General features: G+C 57.1%; 13 protein-coding genes. 3 read left to right on the forward strand and 10 right to left on the reverse strand.

Annotated features, from left to right (window positions below):
• From recJ to lysS, 3 genes are all read left to right on the forward strand, one after another.
• Positions 1 to 1,734: a single-stranded-DNA-specific exonuclease RecJ gene (gene recJ / locus AC07P6_RS04735; RefSeq protein WP_478315751.1), complete on the forward strand. Its 1,734-nt coding sequence runs from the start codon at positions 1 to 3 to the stop codon at positions 1,732 to 1,734.
• Positions 1,735 to 1,819: 85 nt separating this feature from the next.
• Positions 1,820 to 2,918 (forward strand): peptide chain release factor 2 gene (gene prfB / locus AC07P6_RS04740; protein WP_181484944.1). Its coding sequence is split into 2 segments (ribosomal slippage): positions 1,820 to 1,894 and positions 1,896 to 2,918, totalling 1,098 coding nucleotides; the frame shifts between segments, so codons are not numbered across the junction.
• A gap of 9 nt (positions 2,919 to 2,927) precedes the next feature.
• Entirely contained in the window at positions 2,928 to 4,445 is a 1,518-nt protein-coding gene (lysS, locus tag AC07P6_RS04745; RefSeq protein WP_182234846.1) for a lysine--tRNA ligase, read from the forward strand.
• Between the two features lie 43 nt (positions 4,446 to 4,488).
• Here lysS and idi read toward each other — a convergent pair whose 3' ends face one another.
• From idi to ygfK, 10 genes are all read right to left on the reverse strand, one after another.
• On the reverse strand, positions 4,489 to 5,037 hold the full coding sequence (gene idi / locus AC07P6_RS04750; protein ID WP_478315752.1) for an isopentenyl-diphosphate Delta-isomerase: 549 nt from the start codon (positions 5,035 to 5,037) through the stop codon (positions 4,489 to 4,491).
• Positions 5,038 to 5,169: 132 nt separating this feature from the next.
• Entirely contained in the window at positions 5,170 to 5,292 is a 123-nt protein-coding gene (locus AC07P6_RS04755; protein WP_228288593.1) for a hypothetical protein, read from the reverse strand.
• Position 5,293: 1 nt separating this feature from the next.
• Entirely contained in the window at positions 5,294 to 6,739 is a 1,446-nt protein-coding gene (locus AC07P6_RS04760) for a nucleobase:cation symporter-2 family protein (protein ID WP_181484947.1), read from the reverse strand.
• A gap of 86 nt (positions 6,740 to 6,825) precedes the next feature.
• On the reverse strand, positions 6,826 to 8,193 hold the full coding sequence (gene ghxQ, locus AC07P6_RS04765) for a guanine/hypoxanthine transporter GhxQ (RefSeq protein WP_434661587.1): 1,368 nt from the start codon (positions 8,191 to 8,193) through the stop codon (positions 6,826 to 6,828).
• 32 nt (positions 8,194 to 8,225) lie between these two features.
• Positions 8,226 to 9,542 (reverse strand): guanine deaminase, encoded by a 1,317-nt coding sequence (guaD, locus tag AC07P6_RS04770; RefSeq protein WP_112216520.1) that lies wholly within the window; start codon positions 9,540 to 9,542, stop codon positions 8,226 to 8,228.
• A gap of 15 nt (positions 9,543 to 9,557) precedes the next feature.
• Positions 9,558 to 10,958 carry a nucleobase:cation symporter-2 family protein gene (locus AC07P6_RS04775; protein WP_181484949.1) on the reverse strand — a complete coding sequence of 467 codons (1,401 nt, stop codon included), beginning with the start codon at positions 10,956 to 10,958 and terminating at the stop codon, positions 9,558 to 9,560.
• A 315-nt stretch (positions 10,959 to 11,273) separates the two neighbouring features.
• Complete coding sequence (locus tag AC07P6_RS04780) at positions 11,274 to 14,144, reverse strand: molybdopterin-dependent oxidoreductase Mo/Fe-S-binding subunit (protein ID WP_478315753.1); 2,871 nt, start codon at positions 14,142 to 14,144, stop codon at positions 11,274 to 11,276.
• Positions 14,141 to 14,920 (reverse strand): molybdopterin-dependent oxidoreductase FAD-binding subunit, encoded by a 780-nt coding sequence (gene ygfM, locus AC07P6_RS04785; protein WP_478315754.1) that lies wholly within the window; start codon positions 14,918 to 14,920, stop codon positions 14,141 to 14,143. The genes AC07P6_RS04780 and ygfM overlap by 4 nt, the downstream gene beginning before the upstream one ends.
• 46 nt (positions 14,921 to 14,966) lie before the next feature.
• A complete protein-coding gene (gene ssnA, locus AC07P6_RS04790) occupies positions 14,967 to 16,295 on the reverse strand; it encodes a putative aminohydrolase SsnA (protein ID WP_478315755.1) in 1,329 nt (442 codons plus the stop codon).
• 2 nt (positions 16,296 to 16,297) lie between these two features.
• Positions 16,298 to 19,396: a putative selenate reductase subunit YgfK gene (ygfK, locus tag AC07P6_RS04795; RefSeq protein ID WP_478315756.1), complete on the reverse strand. Its 3,099-nt coding sequence runs from the start codon at positions 19,394 to 19,396 to the stop codon at positions 16,298 to 16,300.
• Between the last annotated feature and the right edge of the window lie 9 nt (positions 19,397 to 19,405).

A 19,405-nucleotide genomic window follows, 5' to 3' on the forward strand; every position in this document is an offset into this window, starting at 1 on the left:
GTGAAACAACAGATACAACTACGCCGCCGAGAGGCGGCTGACGACGTCGACTTACCTCCAGACCTTCCTCCGCTCCTGCAACGGCTGTACGCCAGCCGGGGCGTGCGCAGTGCGCAGGAGCTGGAACGCGGCGTGAAAGGCATGCTGCCGTGGGCGCAACTGACCGGCGTCGAAAAAGCGGTAGAAATGCTCTACGGCGCATTTAAGCAACAACTGCACATCGTGGTAGTTGGCGATTTTGACGCCGATGGCGCCACCAGTACGGCGTTGAGCGTGCTCGCCTTGCGCGCGCTGGGTTACGGCAACGTTTCCTATCTGGTGCCTAACCGCTTTGAAGACGGTTACGGCCTGAGCCCGGAAGTGGTCGATCAGGCTCATGCCCGCGGCGCGCAGATGATTATGACCGTTGATAACGGTATCTCATCACATGCTGGCGTCGATCATGCCCATGCTCTGGGCATTCCGGTGCTGGTGACCGATCACCACCTGCCTGGCGACACGCTGCCAGCAGCGGAAGCAATCATTAACCCAAACCTGCGTGACTGTGAGTTCCCATCGAAATCGCTGGCCGGGGTTGGCGTGGCTTTTTATCTGATGCTGGCGCTGCGCACTTTCCTGCGTGATAAAGGCTGGTTTGAGGAACGCGGCATCGCGCCGCCGAATCTGGCTGACTTACTCGACCTGGTGGCGCTTGGCACCGTGGCGGATGTGGTGCCGCTGGATGCCAACAACCGTATTTTGACCTGGCAGGGGTTGAGCCGCATTCGGGCGGGTAAATGCCGTCCGGGTATTAAGGCGCTGCTGGAAATCTCTAATCGCGACCCGCAAAAGCTGGCGGCCAGCGATCTCGGTTTTGCTCTCGGTCCACGCCTTAATGCGGCCGGACGGCTGGATGATATGTCCGTCGGCGTCGCATTGCTGCTGTGCGAGAGTACCGGCGAAGCGCGGGTGCTGGCGAATGAACTGGATGCGCTAAACCAGACGCGCAAAGAGATTGAACAGGGGATGCAGGCGGAAGCGCTGACCTTATGTGAAAAGCTGGAGCGCAGCAGCGAGACGCTGCCCGGCGGGCTGGCGATGTACCACCCGCAGTGGCACCAGGGCGTGGTCGGCATCCTGGCTTCACGTATTAAAGAGCGTTTTCACCGCCCGGTCATCGCTTTTGCGCCCACCGGAGACGGACTGCTAAAAGGCTCCGGTCGGTCGATTCAGGGGCTGCATATGCGCGATGCGCTGGAGCGCCTGGATACGCTCTATCCTGGCATGATTTTGAAGTTCGGCGGTCACGCCATGGCGGCAGGACTGTCGCTGGAAGAGGCGCGCTTTGATGAGTTTCAGCAGCGCTTTGGCGAACTGGTGACCGAGTGGCTCGACCCCGCGCTATTGCAAGGGGAAGTGGTTTCCGACGGCCCGTTAGCAGCGGCTGAAATGAGCATGGAAGTCGCTCAAATGCTGCGCGATGCAGGCCCCTGGGGGCAAATGTTCCCCGAACCGCTGTTTGATGGTCGTTTTCGCATTTTGCAGCAGCGCCTGGTCGGCGAACGTCACCTGAAAGTGATGGTTGAACCGGTTGGCGGCGGCCCGCTGCTGGATGGTATCGCGTTTAATGTCGATACTTCCATTTGGCCAGATAACGGCGTGCGCGAAGTCCAGCTTGCCTACAAGCTTGATATCAATGAGTTCCGCGGCAACCGCAGCCTGCAGCTGATCATTGACCACCTCTGGCCAAATTGACAACAGTATATTAATGGGAGCGCGAATCCGGTAGAATTCCGCTCTTATCACCGCATTTTGACGAATCCATTAAAAGAAACCGACCATGTTTGAAATAAATCCGGTAAATAACCGCATTCAGGACCTCACGGAGCGCTCGAACGTTCTTAGGGGGTATCTTTGACTACGATGCTAAGAAAGAGCGTCTCGAAGAAGTAAACGCCGAGCTGGAACAGCCGGACGTGTGGAACGAGCCAGAGCGCGCACAGGCGCTGGGCAAAGAACGTTCCTCGCTGGAAGCCATCGTGGATACGCTGGATCAGATGTCCCAGGGGCTGGAAGACGTTTCCGGTCTGCTGGAGCTGGCCGTTGAAGCCGACGACGAAGAGACCTTCAACGAAGCCGTTGCTGAACTCGACGTGCTGGAAGAGAAACTCGCGCAGTTGGAATTCCGCCGTATGTTCTCCGGTGAATACGACAGCGCCGATTGCTATCTGGATATCCAGGCCGGTTCCGGCGGTACGGAAGCGCAGGACTGGGCCAGCATGCTGACGCGTATGTATCTGCGCTGGGCCGAAGCGCGCGGCTTTAAAACCGAGATTATCGAAGAGTCTGAAGGCGAAGTGGCGGGTATTAAGTCCGTCACTATCAAGATTATCGGCGATTACGCCTACGGCTGGTTGCGTACCGAAACCGGCGTTCATCGCCTGGTGCGTAAGAGCCCGTTCGATTCCGGCGGCCGTCGCCACACCTCTTTCAGCTCTGCGTTCGTTTACCCGGAAGTGGATGACGATATTGATATCGAAATCAACCCGGCGGATCTGCGTATCGACGTTTACCGCGCATCCGGTGCGGGCGGTCAGCACGTTAACCGTACGGAATCTGCGGTGCGTATCACCCATATTCCAACCAATACGGTCACCCAATGCCAGAACGACCGTTCACAGCACAAGAACAAAGACCAGGCCATGAAGCAGATGAAAGCCAAGCTTTATGAACTGGAAATGCAGAAGAAAAATGCCGAGAAGCAGGCGATGGAAGATACCAAATCCGACATCGGCTGGGGCAGCCAGATCCGTTCTTACGTGCTGGACGATTCCCGCATTAAAGATCTGCGCACCGGGGTGGAAACCCGCAACACTCAGGCAGTGCTGGACGGCAGCCTGGATCAATTTATCGAAGCAAGTTTGAAAGCAGGGTTATGAGGAACCAACATGTCTGAACAACAAGCACAGGGCGCTGACGCGGCAATTGACCTTAATAATGAACTGAAAGCCCGTCGTGAGAAGCTGGCCGCACTGCGTGAGCAGGGTATCCCGTTCCCGAATGATTTCCGTCGTGACCACACCTCTGATCAACTGCACGCTGACTTCGATGCGAAAGAAAACGAAGAGCTGGAAGCGCTGAACGTTGAAGTCGCCGTTGCTGGCCGCATGATGACCCGTCGTATCATGGGTAAAGCCTCTTTCGTTACGCTGCAGGACGTTGGCGGCCGCATTCAGCTGTACGTTGCGCGTGACGATCTGGCGGAAGGCGTCTACAACGAGCAGTTCAAGAAATGGGACCTCGGGGACATCATCGCTGCACGCGGTAAGCTGTTCAAAACCAAAACCGGTGAACTCTCTATCCATTGCACCGAGTTGCGTTTGCTGACCAAAGCCCTGCGCCCGCTGCCGGACAAATTCCACGGCCTGCAGGATCAGGAAGCGCGCTATCGTCAGCGCTACCTGGACCTGATCTCCAACGATGAATCCCGCAACACTTTTAAAATTCGTTCGCAAATCCTGGCTGGCATCCGTCAGTTCATGGTTGGCCGCAACTTTATGGAAGTGGAAACCCCGATGATGCAGGTGATCCCAGGCGGCGCATCTGCCCGTCCGTTTGTCACTCATCACAATGCCCTGGATATGGACATGTACCTGCGTATCGCGCCGGAACTGTACCTGAAGCGTCTGGTGGTCGGCGGCTTCGAGCGCGTATTCGAAATCAACCGTAACTTCCGCAACGAAGGTATCTCCGTTCGTCATAACCCAGAGTTCACCATGATGGAACTCTATATGGCTTATGCGGACTATAAAGATCTGATCGAGCTGACCGAATCCCTGTTCCGCACCCTGGCGCAGAATATCCTCGGCAACACTGCGGTGCCTTATGGCGATCAGACCTTCGATTTCGGCAAGCCGTTTGAAAAACTGACCATGCGTGAAGCTATCAAGAAATATCGTCCGGAAACCGAGATGGCGGACCTGGATAACTTCGACTCTGCGAAAGCCATTGCTGAATCTATCGGCGTTCACGTTGAGAAGAGCTGGGGCCTGGGCCGTATCGTGACCGAGATCTTCGAAGAAGTAGCGGAAGCGCACCTGATTCAGCCGACTTTCATTACTGAATACCCGGCAGAAGTCTCTCCGCTGGCGCGTCGTAACGACGAGAACCCGGAAATCACCGACCGCTTTGAATTCTTTATCGGCGGGCGTGAAATCGGTAACGGCTTCAGCGAACTGAACGACGCAGAAGACCAGGCGCAGCGTTTCCTGGATCAGGTTAACGCGAAAGCTGCCGGTGACGACGAAGCGATGTTCTACGACGAAGACTACGTAACCGCGCTGGAGCACGGCCTGCCGCCGACTGCGGGTCTGGGTATCGGTATTGACCGTATGGTCATGCTGTTCACTAACAGCCATACCATCCGCGACGTGATCCTGTTCCCAGCGATGCGTCCGGTAAAATAAGCATTACCGTAATAAACGAAACCCCAGCGGAGCTGGGGTTTTTTTATGCCTGACGGCTATAGTTTATCAATGCGTTACGCGCATTATCATCCGCAGCCTGCATCACCATCCACGGGCTGAAAGCCCACGGCGTGGCGCGGATCCCGCTGAAAACATCTTCAAGATTGCACCACTGGAAATCCATCACTTCATCAGGATTTATCTGTAGCGGGCTGGCTCTTCGGGCGGCATACACCGGGCAGACTTCATTTTCGACAATACCGTTTGGCGCCACGGCCCGATAGCGAAATTCAGGATAAACAGGCGTTATGCTGTGGATATCGACGCCCAGCTCAAAGCGGCAGCGGCGCGCAACGGCCTGCTCAAACGTTTCGCCCGTTTGCGGGTGCCCGCAAACCGAGTTAGTCCACACGCCGGGCCAGGCTTTTTTAGCCAGCGAACGTCGGGTGACCAGCAACTGACTATGTTCATTAAACAACCAGCAGGAAAACGCGAGGTGCAGCGGGGTGTCGAGGGTGTGAGCGGTATACTTCTCCAACATACCTGAAGGCTTATCTTGCTCATCCAGCAAGATGACATGTTCCTGTCGCATAGTGTCCACCAAGAATCTTAAGCACTCGCTATTATAAGCCTTAATGCGACGGAATAATTAACACTTCGGACTATTTAACCGATAGGGGGAAGCAGTCCCGTAACAGAAACGGAACTGCTTGAAGTGAGGTGCTTAAAAAAGCAGCAGAAAGTGAAACCGGCTTTCAATGCCTAACGCAATACCATCAGAAACGGCAGGGATCGCCATCAGCATCAGTAAGAAAAGGCTAATCATACAGCGCAGTAAGATATTCATATCACTCCTCCCGCTGGCTCTTTTTTAGCTTTCGCAGCAGCAACCACATGCGTACCGTACGGACTTTTCCACCCGAGGATGCCGTTTCTTGCGCCAGTTCCGTATGGTGGCGATAACCATTAAAGAAGAGGTTAAGCACCACGGCGCTAACGGTGGCCAGCATAATACCGCTATGCAGCAGCGGCTGGAGTACGGCAGGTAGTTTAGAAAAGAAATCGTGTGACAATGTTGGTGTCATGCCCACGCCGAGGCTGATCGCCACAATATAGAGGTTGTAGCGATTGGTGGTGTAGTTACAGCGCGACAGAATGCGAATCCCCGTCGCCAGCACCATGCCAAACATCACCAGACCGGCTCCGCCCAGTACAAACTGCGGGATCGATGCCACCAGCACCGCCATTTTGGGCACCATACCAAACAGAATCAAAATCACCCCTGAGGCAATACATACCCAACGGCTGTATACCCGGGTCACGCTGACCAGTCCGACGTTTTGTGAAAATGACGTATGGGGAAAGCTATTAAATAAGCCGCCAATCAGCGAGCCCACGCCATCAACGCGCAGCCCGCGGATAATATCCTGCGAAGACAGTTTGCGACCGACAATCTCCCCGAGGGCGAGGAACATGCCCATCGATTCGATAAAGACGATGATTAACACCGCCGTCATGGTCAGAATCGATACCGGATCAAACACCGGCATACCGAAGGCCATTGGCGTGACGATGGCAAACCACGAGGCGTCCTGCAGACCGGAGAGGTTAACCTCATTCATCATCCACGACAGCGCAAAGCCGAAAATAATGCCTAACAATACGGCGACGTTGGACAGAAAACCTTTGGCAAAGCGGGTGATTAATAAGATAAAAACGAGCACGGCAAATGAAATACCCAAATAAACCGGATCGCCGTACTGCGGATTCCCTTTTCCCCCTGCGGCCCAGTCGATGCCGACCTGGATAATGCTCAGGCCGATAGAGGTAATCACCACACCGGTAACCAGCGGAGGAAACAGCGGGATTAAGCGCCCGATAAGCGGTGCCAGTAAGGTGGTGATGATGCCTGCGGCAATGGTTGCGCCAAAAATCCCCAGCAGGCCAATATCCGGATTCATCCCGATGGCGATCATCGGCGTTACGGCGGCAAACGTCACCGACATAATTACCGGCAGACGAATGCCCATAAAGCGACCGATCCCAATGCATTGCAGCAGCGTCACCACGCCGCAGCAAAACAGATCGGAGCTAATCAGCAGCGCGACGGCCTCTTTATTCAGCCCGAGCCGGTCGCCGATCATCAGCGGCACTGCCACTGCGCCCGCATACATCACCAGTACATGCTGTAGCCCGAGGACGACCAGCTTTCCCGGCGATAAAATGCGGTCAACCTCGTCGATGGTGCCGCCGGGTTCGGCGGGAGGTGGAAGTTGAGAATCTATGGCGCTCATGCGTATTTCTCCTTGAACCCGGCACGCGCCAAAATCGGTTACCGGGCAGTAAAATGGCGAACCTTTCGACCCATCACATCTGGCGCTTAAATCGCCCACCCTCCGGCATAGAATGCCACCAGGGCGAGGGTGATAATCACGGTGCCGATATTCAGCTTTTGCCACTCGCGAGCGAAGACGCGCCCGACAACCAGGGTGACAAAACCCAGCATAATGCCGGTGACGATATTGCAGGTCAGGACGATAAATACCGCGCAGACCAGCCCGGACATCGCATCAATAAAGTCATCAAAATCGAGCTTTGAGACGTTACTTAGCATCAATAACCCCACGTACATCAGCGCGGGCGCGGTGGCGTAGCCGGGGATCAAATACGACAGCGGCGATAAAAACAGAATTAACAGGAACAGGAGGCCGACGATGGTCGCCGTCAGACCGGTTTTCCCTCCAGCTGCGGTTCCTGCGGCGGATTCAATATAGACCGCGGCAGGGGCGGCACCGACCAGGCCGGAGAATACGGAGCTAATGGAGTCGCTGGTCAGCGCTTTGCCGCCGTTGATAATCTGGTTGTCTTTATCCAGCAGGTTTGCCTGCCCGGCCACGGCGCGGATAGTGCCGGTGGCGTCGAATACGGCGGTCATCACCAGAGCCAGAACGCTGGGAAGTACGGTTGGCTGTAGCGCCCCCATGATATCGAGACTAAAAATCAGTGACTTACCATCTTCACCGCTCAGGCTGGGCATCGCGACCAGGCCGTGATACTGAACGGCGGGATCGAAAATCAGGCCGATAATTGAAATGGCAATAATGACCAATAGGATCCCGCCGGGGACGCGATTTTTTTCCAGACCAAAAATTACCGCCAGACCCAACAGGCTCATGATCACCGGAAAGGAAGTAAACGATCCGAGCGCCACCGGCAGCCCTTCCAGTGGGTTTTTTATCACCATGCCGACACCGTTTGCTGCAATGAGCAGCAGAAACAGCCCAATACCGATGCCGGTACCGTGAGCGATACCCATCGGCAGGTTACGCAAGATCCAGGTGCGCACCCCGGTGACCGAAATGGCGGTGAAAATTACCCCCATCAGAAAAACCGCGCCCAATGCGACGGGAATGCTGATGTGCTGCCCCAGCACCAGGCTAAAGGCGGTAAAGGCGGTCAGGGAAATGGCGCAGCCGATGGCCATTGGCAGGTTTGCCCACAGCCCCATCAGCAATGAACCGAAGCCTGCGACCAGGCAGGTGGCGACAAACACGGCAGCGGGCGGGAAACCCGCTTTTCCCAACATGCCGGGCACCACGATGACCGAATAGACCATCGCCAGAAAGGTGGTGAGTCCCGCCAGCACTTCCTGGCGAACCGTACTGCCGCGAGCCGAAATTTTGAACCAGGTATCCAGCGCACCGCGGGGCTGCGATGCATCCGGGGTAGGCAGAGTATCTCCAGACATAGTCATGTCCTCAGCAGAATAGAAGGGTTTCGTCAGGTGCGCTCATACACCAGGCGGCCATCAATATAGGTACGATAAATAGAACGATCGTCGCCCAGCGTCATCATCACGAACAGCTTGTCGACCAGGGACACCGAGTTGTCGTAGCGTAGCTGCTGCAACGGCGTCGCCGTCGGCTCCAGCACCACAAAGTCGGCCTCTTTGCCCGGAGTGAAATTACCAATCAGGTGGTCAAGCCCCAGCGCTTTCGCGCCGCCGAGAGTCGCCAGGTAGAACGCCTCATAGGCCGAGAGCCGATACCCCTGTAACTGCACCACTTTGTAGGCTTCGTTTAGCGTTTGCAGCATGTTGAAGGTGGTGCCTGCGCCGATGTCGGTGCCCAGCCCAACCTTGATTTTCTTCCGCCAGGCTTTTTGCAAATTGAACAGCCCGCTGCCGAGGTACAGGTTCGAGGTGGGGCAAAAAGCGATGCTGGAGTCGGTTTCGCTCAGGCGATCCCACTCTTTCTCTTCCAGATGTACGCAGTGGGCGAAAACGCAGTTTTTACCGGTCAAACCATACTGGTGATAGACGTCAAGGTAGCCATCATGATCGGGATAGAGCTCTTTAACCCAAGCAATTTCATCTTTGTTTTCACACAGATGTGTATGTACCCAAGTGTCGGGATACTCCTGGCGCAGACGTTGCGCCATCGCCAGCTGTTGCGGCGTTGAGGTTGGGGCGAAGCGCGGGGTGATGGCATACAGCAGGCGACCATTTTTGTGCCAGCGTTCAATCAGCGCTTTGCTTTGCTGGTAGCTGCTTTCGGCATCATCCAGCAGATACTCCGGCGCGTTGCGATCCATCATCACTTTGCCGGCAATCATGCGCATGTTGATATGGCTGGCGGCTTCAAACAGGGCGTCTACTGATTGCGGATGCACGGTGCCGAAGACCAGCGCGGTGGTGGTGCCGTTACGCAGTAGCTGCTTGAGGAAAAAAGAGGACATCTCGCGCGCGTATTCCAGGTCCTGATAGCGCCGTTCGGTGGGGAAGGTGTGCTTATTCAGCCACTCCAACAGCTGCTCGCCATAGGCGCCAACCATCTCGCTCTGCGGGTAGTGAATATGGGTATCGACAAATCCCGGAATCACCAGCTTGCCGCGATAATCGCGGACCCGGATGGCCTCAGGAACCCGATGTTTTCCCTTTTCCCATTCGCCAAACCATTCGACTTTGCCCTCGCGAATCAACAGCAATCCATCCTCGATAAACCGCAGCGCCGATTCGAGCTCCTCGGGATGTTCGATGGTGCGCGTGATATCAATAAAGCTACCACGCACGGCTTTTAGCGTGTGTTCTCCTGACATGTGAACTCCTTACAGTTAATCCGCTTCTTCCAATGAATCGGCTGCGGGCAAGACGTCCTCTTGCCGATAGCCGCCCGGAAGAATGATATTCAACAGGATTGCGGTCAGTCCGCCTGCGCAGATGGGGTTTTCCACCAGCACATAAATTGAGGCGGGTAAGATTTTGAAAATTTCCGGATCGTAAGAGACGCCAAGCCCCAGCCCGAGAGAGGTGGCGACGATCAGCGTTTCACGGCGCTTCAGGCCATTGGAAATAATGATGCGGATCCCGGCGATAGCGATCATCGAGAACATCAGCGTCATCGCACCGCCCAGTACCGCCGAGGGGATGGTGGTGAAGAAGCCGCCAATGGTCGGGAACAGGCCGAGGATCACCAGCATGACGGCGATGGTGCGCCCGATATAGCGCGAGGCGACGCCGGTCATCTGGATAACCCCGTTGTTTTGCGCGAAGGTGGTGAGCGGCAGGGAGCCAAGCGCGGAGGCGATGACCGAGACCAGCCCGTCCGCCAGCACGCCGCCTTTCAGGCGCGACTGGTACTCATCACCCTGGATGGGGCGTCTCGACACCATCGCCGTAGCGGTGATATCGCCAACCGCTTCCAGCACGCTCAGCAGGTAAATGGTGCCGACGACCAGAAAGTGATGCAGGCTGAAATGAAAACCGTATTTAAAGGGGATTGGGATAGTCACCAGCGGCAGGTTTTTCATGCCGCTGAAATCGACCATTCCCAGGCACAGCGACACCACGTAGCCCACGCCCAGGCCGATGGCGATCCCCCCCATGCGCAGTAGCGGGCTACGGCAGCAGTTGAAGCCAATCACCACCATCAGGACCAGTAAACCCACACCGAGATTTTCGTAATTACCGTAGGTGCCGCTGCTCTTTGCCGCGAAGCCGCCGCCGAAATCAATAATGCCGACTTTAATCAGGCTCAGGCCAATCATCAGCACCACAATACCGCTGACGGTAGGTGTAATGACCCGGCGCAGATAGGGGAGGATAAAAGAGGAGCCGACCACCAGAAACGCGCCGACAAACGACACGCCGAGCAGCGAGGACATAATCAGCTCTTCATGAAAACCGTCACTTTTCATCCCGCTGCCAAGCGCGATCATCACGGTGACAAACGAGAAGTTCACCGACTGTATCGACAGTAATCCGGAGCCGACGATGCCGTAGCGGTTCACCTGTAGCCAGGTGCCGATCCCGGAGGCGATCATCGCCATCGAAACCAGATAGGCGGTGGTTTCCGCAGAGAGTTGTAGCGTTGCCCCTACGATCAGAGCGGGGGTGACCATGGGAACGAAAATGGCCAACAGATGGGTAATCGCTCCCACAATCGTCTGGTGAAAAGGGGGGCGATCCTCCAGTTCATAAATCAGATCGGAACCTGTGCGGTTTATATCAGACATCCCTTTACTCCCTCTATTTGGGTATAAGCAAATTTGATCATCTGAATCAGTGAAATTAAATTCTGCGAATTTTGGGCGCAGGAGGCCCTGAGAAAGGCGGTTCTCAATCCACAGACGGCATTTAATATTGAATGAATCACTTAAGTCGTCTGCGATCCCGTAGCCCGGGCAAGGCGCTTTGCGCCGCCCCCGGGAGGAAGACCGCAGAATCTTCCCGGAGGCGATGCTGCGCATCTGTCCGGGCTACGAGCTTTCAGTCGTCCGCGATCCCGTAGCCCGGATAAGGCGTTAGCCGCAATCCGGGAATGTTCATGGTTACAGTTTTCCTAACGCGCTCAGTATTTTCTCCGGTGTGAAATGCCATTCGCGTAGCCAGACGCCGCAGGCATCGTGAATGGCGGTGGCAATCGCCGGAGCCGCGCCGTTGACGCCGATTTCGGAGATTGATTTCGCGCCAAACGGGCCGACCTTGTCATCGCTTGGCACCAGCACCGCGCGGAAATCATGCGGAATATCGCCGATTTTCGGCGCGCCATAGCTGCGCAGATCGCGGGTAAGCGGATGGCCCTGCGCGTCGTAAAGAATCTCCTCCGTCAGGCTATGACCAATGGCGCGCATCGACGCCCCGTAAATTTGCCCCAGCGCCAGTTCCGGGTTAACCGGCGTGCCGCAGTCCAGCAGCGCATAGAACTTGTCGAGGCGGATTTCACCAGTACGGGTATTCACCGCCACTTCGGCGAAGTTGGCTCCATACGGGAAGGCGAAATCGGCGGTGATATAGCTGGCGGTGGCAACTAACGTACCGAAGCCGGTGCCGGTCTCGGCCTTGTGGGCGATATCGGCATAGCTCACTTCCCCCTGCTTACCGCGCACCACGCCAGGGGCTACCAGCTCAACGTCGCTTAGCGATTCCCCGAGCATCTCTGCGCCGTGGAAGCGTATTTTTTCCCGCAGATTTTCTGCCGCCTTACGCGCCGCATTACCAGAGAAGCAGGTGCCGGACGAGGCGTAAGCGCCTTTATCGAACAACGCATGATCGGTGTCGCCGGAAATGACATGCACCTCCTGCGGCGGGCAATGCAGCACTTCTGCCGCCAGCTTGGTGACCACCGTATCCAGTCCGGTACCGATATCCGCGCCGCCGGAGTGGACGATAAAGGTGCCATCGGATTCGAGCTTGATCATGCAGTTGGCCTGGTCGATGTCCGGGATCCCCGACTTCTGCATAATGATCGCCACACCGCGACCAGTCCGCCAGTCGCCCGCGTGCGGTTTCGGTGACGACCATTGGATCATCTCGCGGCCCTGACGCAGGATCTCCTCCAGCGCACAGCTGGCAGCGGTTGGCACCGACGTTGGCGCTTTACCTTCGCCAATCGCGCCAAGGATCTTCAGCTCCTGCCCTTCATGCACGCGGTTGCGCTCGATAATCTCCAGTTGATCGATCTGCAACTGCTCCGCCAGTTCCGCTAGCGCCATGGTGATGGCGAAGTTGCCCTTCGGCGCGCCATAGCCCTGATATGCGCCGGTTGGGCAGATATTGCTGTAGTAGGTGGTCACTTTGAAATCGACGTTATCGCAGGGATACAGCGGCAGCGACAGCGCCGGTCCGTTGGATGGCACGGTCAGCGAATGGTTGCCGTAGGGGCCGGTGTTGGCGCGGAAATCCATCTTCACCGCCGTCAGGCGACCATCTTTCTTCGCCCCCAGCTTCACCGTCACCTTGGCGACGTGGCGAGAGGTATTGGCGATAAACTCCTCTTCACGGGTATAGCGGAAATAGACCGGGCGTCCGGTGACGCAGGTGGCCCAGGCGCAGACCTCTTCCAACAGGATGTCCTGCTTGGAGCCGAAACCGCCGCCCACGCGCTCTTTAATCACGTGAACCTTGTGCTGCTTCATGCCGACCAGACGCGCCACCTGGCGGCGAAGGTGCCACGGAACCTGGGTCGAGGCGTGAATAACCAGACGATCGCCATCCATGCGGGTAAAACAAAGATGCGGTTCCGTCGGGCACTGCTGAGCCTGAGTGGAGGAGTAGGTGCGCTCGATAACCACATCGGCTTCAGCGAAACCTTTCTCCATATCGCCAATATGGCCGTGAATGCTGGCGGCGATATTCTTGCGCGGGCGCGAGCCAATGGGGAAATTGATAATCATATGTTCGCCGCGCTGGGTGGCGTGGCTGTTATCTTCTTCCAGCGTATCCGGCGCGCCAGCGACGTACACCACCGGTTCATCGTGAACCACCGGCGCGTCATCGGCCATCGCCTCATCAATCGACATCACCGGCTTAAGCACTTCATATTTGACGTCGATAAGCTTCAGCGCGGCCAATGCAATATCTTCACTTTCAGCGACAACCGCCGCGACGCGATCGCCGACGTGGCGCAGCTTCTTACCGAACATCCGCCGGTCGAGCGGTGATGGCTCCGGTGCGCTCTGCCCGCCGGGGGTGTAATAGATATCAGGGCAGTTAAGATGGGTGATCACGTGAACTACGCCGGGCAGCGCCTCGGCCTTGCTAACGTCGAGATGGGTGATCAGCGCATGGGGATGCGGGCTGCGCAGCATTTTAATAATGCAGGCGTCCGGCGTGACGCGGTCCTCCACGTAGCAGGGCTTGGCCTGCACCATGGTTGCCGCATCGGTTTTTGGATATAGCTTGCCGACGACCGCCAGATCGTCGCGGAAGGTCGGGGCGCTATCGATAGCGATCTGCGGGTCGCCTTTACGCGCCACCGCCAGTTCGATCACTTGATAATATTGCTGCCAGCCCGCGTCACGGCTAAATAATCCGGAGAGCGCGTCATCGATCTCATCGCGCGTCGGGGCGGCGATGCGATCCAGCAGATCGCTGATAATCAGCGCGGCGGCGGGATCGTTATAGCCCGATTGCACCACGCCGACATCGACCATCGCCTGCTGCACCAGACTGAGCTGATTCCATTTGCCCAGCGATTCGCTGGTGCGGATCTCCGCCTGTTCCAACTGAGCGGCGATAAGCAGGGAGGCGTTAACGATGCGGCCGTTAAACAGAATCGCGTCGGATCCCGCGAAGCCGAACCCATCGTCGCTGTTGCGCACCGAGTGCATCCCGAGGCCGAAAAGCAGCGCCTGTACGTTAGTGCCGGGATTGACCTTCATCTCGCGCGCAGCGCCGTTCAAGGTAAAGTGAATCATCATACGACCTCCTCGCCCATCTGCTGGCAGTCGGCATACAGGTCTGCGACAACCACGCCGGTGATATAGCGTTTATAGGCCACGCTGCCCCGAACATCCTGCTGAGGGAAAATTGCGGCGGCGACGGCCTGCTCCAGCGCGCTGCCTTCCAGTTGCTGCGACTCCACGTCCCGCAGGCGCAGGGGGCCATCGGCCACGCCGTCCAGCGCGATATGTACGCCGCCGTGCTCTGAGATGGCAACCGCCGCGGTGACGACGGTTAACCCCGCCTGTGAGCGGCTGATTTTGCGCGTGGCGCAGGGGCGGAAGGGGTCTTTAATGACAATTTCCGTGATCAGCCGCGCGCCGGGATCGGCGAGGTAGCTCTCCAGCGACAGGCACTTGCCGTCGCCAAATACCAGATGCGCGTCCAGCGCCAGCAGAACGGGCAGCAGCACCGACTCTTCCTGGCGGGCGGCGATTTCGCCGCCGAGGGTTGACTGGTTGCGCAGGTGGCGGGAGTAGACGAAGCCCAGCGCATCGTGTAGTGCGCTGGGAATGAAGTGCGCATCACGCAGGGTTTGCAGACGCGTCATCGCGCCAACGCGCAGCGCGCCGTTATCCCAATCCACCCATTCCAGCTCAAGGTCCTGTAACGAAATGGCGATTCGCTTATCCGGTCGCGTCGGGGTGGCATTGATCTTACTGCCCCCGGCAAACCAGACGGCATCATCCTGGTAGCGCGATTTGAGCTCCAGCGCCTGCTCTACAGAGTCTGGTTTGAAAAATTGCTCGATCATAATCTTTCCTCATCAATCCCCCTTTCAGCACGAAAGAGGGCGTGGGCTATGCCAGCGAGTCCATACGCCGCCACATATCTGCGGCGACTTTTCGGGCCTGGGCGTAAATCGAATCGCAATCAAAGGTGAACTGCCGGTCTTCGTAGACCATCACGCCGTTGACCATCACGCTATGAACGCTGGCGGAACCGAGGCCAAAGGCGATATGTCCGGCAATATTGTCTGCCAGCAGCGGCGTCGGCGCGGCATAATCGCAAATGGTCAGGTCGGCTTTATAACCAGCCTCTAACTGCCCAAAGCGGGCGCTAAAGTTGCGGCTCAGCAGTTCGTTACCGCTGGCCAGCGCGCGGGCGAAGCTGTCCGGCCACAGCGGGCCACCAGCATCGCGATGCTTAAAGAAGGCAAACTTCATCTCTTCCAGCATGTCGGAGCCGATACCGTCGGTACCCAGTGCCAGGTTGCGGATATCGGTGAGGTGATAGTTGTAGCCCACATGGTTGTTCATGTTGGAACGGGCGTTGTGCACCAGAAAAGCATTCTGTTCGTTGAGTAGGGCGATATCGTCTGTCGACAAATACAGCCCGTGCGCCACCAGCGTTTTGCTGTTGATAAGGTCGTATTCCGCCAGCCTGACCAGCAGGTCTTTGCCATAAAGATGGTGGCTGTGGGAGACATCATAGAGGTCTTCCGCCGCGTGGATATGCAGCCCGCGCCCGGTAACCTTGAGGGCCTCGCTGAGCATGGATAGCCCGGCATCCGGCACGGTAAAGGGGGCATGAGCGCCGATATGCGCTTCCACCAGATAGGGCTCCGTACCCGTCGCCCGCGCATGGTCTATCTGGCGGGCGAAGCGGATATTTTCCTCTACGCCTGCCTGCAATTCATCGACTCCACCGTTGCGGTCGGTGGTTTCAAAGCAGGTCATCCCGCGCAGGCCAATCTTCAAAAAGGCATTGCGCAGCGTAGAGAGCGAGCCATCGATATACGCCGGAGAAGCGTGATGGTCGATGACCGCAGAGCATCCGCTCTTAATGGCTTCCATTGAGCAAATTAGCCCGCTGTAGTAGAGCGACTCTTCGTCCAGCGCGCGGTCCAGCCGCCACCACAGATTTTTCAGCGTCGAAATAAAATCCGGGCTGGGGGCGATGTTGGCCATAATGCCGCGCGACAATCCGGAGTAGAAATGGTTGTGCGCGCACACCAGTCCGGGCATCACGATACGCCCGTGCATCTCCTTCCAGTCCGCCTGTGGATAGCGGCGGGTCAGCGCATCGCCAACCTCAACAATAACGTCATTTTCGATAGCGATATCAACGCCTTCCAGCACTTTTGCCGGATAAAGTTGTACGGCGGTCACATTCTTTAGAATTAACATCGTTATACCTCCACCCGACCCAGCAGATAGTGATGCTGCTGATGGACATGGCTGATGATGCGACACATCTCATCCAGCCCCGGAGGGATGCTGGCGAACTGGCCGTCGTTGTCGATATTCAGTACCCAGCTTTGGCTATCGAGACGCACGCGCACGCGGTCATCTTCCACCAGGAAGCCGGGGTTGCTGCTGGAGTCAAAATCCTGTGCCAGGCTGAAGACGGTGATTTTGTCTTTGTAGGGTTTGCCCAGCCACGGGCAGAACTGGGCGCAGTTGCCGCATTCGTTGCAGTAAGCATCCAGATGCAACGTCTGGAAGCGATTCTGGAAGCCAGGGACCGCAATAGAGATGTTGGCGCGGTTCGGACAGACGTCCACGCACTTGCTGCACACATAGTTGCATTCAAGGCAGCGTTCGGCTTCCTGAGCGACGAAGGCATCGCGGTCGTCTTTGTTGACTATCGCGACCGCTATTTCCCCCTTGCGCTGGTAGATTTCAGCCGGGCTGACGTTGTTCCAGCGTTTATCTGCGTGGTGGGAGCGGATATTTTCCCGATAGAGGATGGTATCGCTTGCCCGACGGGCTGAGCCGATAGCGGCGACGATGGAAGAGGGGCCGCGCTGAACATCGCCAATCATAAAGACGTTGGCAAGGCGGGTTTCGCCGCTGGCATTGACCTCCGGCCAGCCTTTTTCATCCAGCGGAATACCCATGGCGCTCAGGGCGTCGGTATCCTGCTGTTCGCCGATGGCGGTAATCAGGCTGTCGGCATGCAGCGTCACGGTTTCATCGGTTTCGACCGGGCGGCGGCGGCCTTTGGCGTCCGGTTCACCCAGCGACATCACCCGCAGGGTCAGCGTGCCGTCGGCATCAAAGCGCTGCGGATTATTGAGGAAGCGGAACTCAACGCCGTCGTGCAGCGCCTCTTCGTACTCTTCACGCCAGGCGGGCATTTCCTGAAGCGAACGGCGATATACAATGGTGGCTTTCTCCACGCCGGGTACGCGTAACGCCGCGCGGGCGCAGTCCATCGCGGTATTCCCCGCACCAACCACCACCACGTGTTTACCCAGATTGAGCGTGGAACCCAGATTATATTCCCGCAGGAAAGGCAGTGATTTCCAGACGTGCGGGTTATCGCCGTGCAGCGTGACGCCGCTGTTTTTATCGGTACCGGTAGCGACCAGCACATACTGATAGCCCTGATTTTTTAGCTGTTCGACCGTCAGATGCGCATCGCAGCCGTACTCAAATTTCACGCCGTGGTCGGCGACAAAATCGATATCGTGCTGGATGAGCTCCGCCGGAATACGGAACTGCGGAATGATGTTTTTGACGACGCCGCCGGCGTTGGCTTCCCGCTCAAACACGGTAACCGGATGCCCCGCGCGCGCCAGAAAATAGCCTGCGGCAAGCCCCGCCGGGCCTGCGCCAATGACCGCAACCGGATGGCGTGAGCCGGATCCCGCCGGTTTATGCCAGCGATGTTTGTACTCGTCCCAGCCTTTTTCTACGGCAATTTTCTTCAGTTCGCGGATGTTCAGCGCGCTGTCGTAGTCCAGGCGCGTACAGTTGTACTGGCACTGATGATCGCAGATATGCCCGGTAATAGCGGGCAGGGCGTTGCGCTGATAGATCAGTTCCAGCGCGTCGGCGTAGCGCTGTTCGCCCATCAGGCGAATGTATTCCGGAATATCCTGTTTGATCGCGCAGGCCGTAATACAAGGCGCGACGTAGCAGTCGGTCAACGGCAGGTCTTCAGCAACCTCGATGCGCTCTTCCGGCTTCCAGTGTTTCTGCGTGTAGGCCATGGTGACGGCGTCTTCTGCCAGCCGGTTTAGCCGCTCGACGTCGACGTGGGTCATGCCCCACGCATCCGATGATTCCAGTTCGCGCATGCAGGCGCTCAGGCGCAGGTAGCCGCCGGGCTTGAGCAGATCGGTCGCCATCGTAATAGGGCGGATACCGGTGTCGAAAATGTCGCGAATGGTCAGCTGGCTGGCGCCGCCGGAATAAGAAATGGGTAATTTGCCGTCAAAAGCGCGGGACAGCACCGCCGCCACGTTGATGGCGAGCGGGAACAGTGCGCGGCCAGACATATACATCTCATCGCCGGGAAGCGCGCCTTTATTATTGATGGTGCCAAGGGTGTTGGTCAGCTTCACGCCGAAACCGAGCGATTTCTGTTTTGCCAGCGCCATCAGGCGTTGCAGCATTTCCAGCGCCTGGGCCAGTTTGAGATCGTGCTCGAACGACTCTTCTTTCAGGCCGATATACGCAAAGCCGCAGCTATCCAGAATCTCGCGAACGCGCGCATAGCCCAGCAGCGTCGGGTTCAGCTTCACGAAGGTGTTTAGCGCTTTTTCTTCCAGCATGTACTGGCAGATAGCTTCGATTTCGTGCGGCGGGCAGCCGTGCATGGTGGAGAGCGTGACGCCGTGAACCAGGGTGGCAGGAATGCGCGCGGGCAGCGCGCGCAGGTTTTCCCGCTGCCCGCTCAGGCCGTGGCGTTCAAGGAAGGCGTCGTCGTGCAGCCAGCGGCTAAGCGTGTCGCGATATTGCGCAAATTTCGGCTGCGTGGAGGCGTCTGTCATTGAGTCAATAAATTGCTGCATCGGCGGCTGCTTGATGCCGTCCAGGTTGTAGCCGACGCTCATATTGAAGATAAACGACTTTTCCGCGCCCGAGGGCTGGAAAACCTGCTCTAACAGATGCAGAACGAACCACGCTTTCAGGTACTCATCCCACGCTTTTTGCAGGGTAAATTCGGTGGACCATTCGGTATTGAAGCACTCATCTTCGGCATCGATACAGGGTTTTTCCAGCTCCAGCCGGTCAAGAATTTGTACCGTTTTCAGCTCGATAAAGCGGCCGCCGGTGAGCCAGGAGGTGACAATATTTTGCGCCAGCTGGGTGTGTGGGCCAGCAGCGGGGCCAACGGGGGTAGCGCAGGTTTCGCCAAAGACGCTGACCGATTTATCTTTGGCAGGTGAGTAAAATTGTTGCTCGGGAATACCAAAGATGGAGCGCTGCTGTTGGTATTCATCAAATATGCGCGTCAAGAGTTCCTCGAACGGAACGGGACGCATAATATCCCCCATAACCCTCTC

The sequence above is a fragment of the Klebsiella sp. GFKo11 genome, assembly GCF_056490265.1.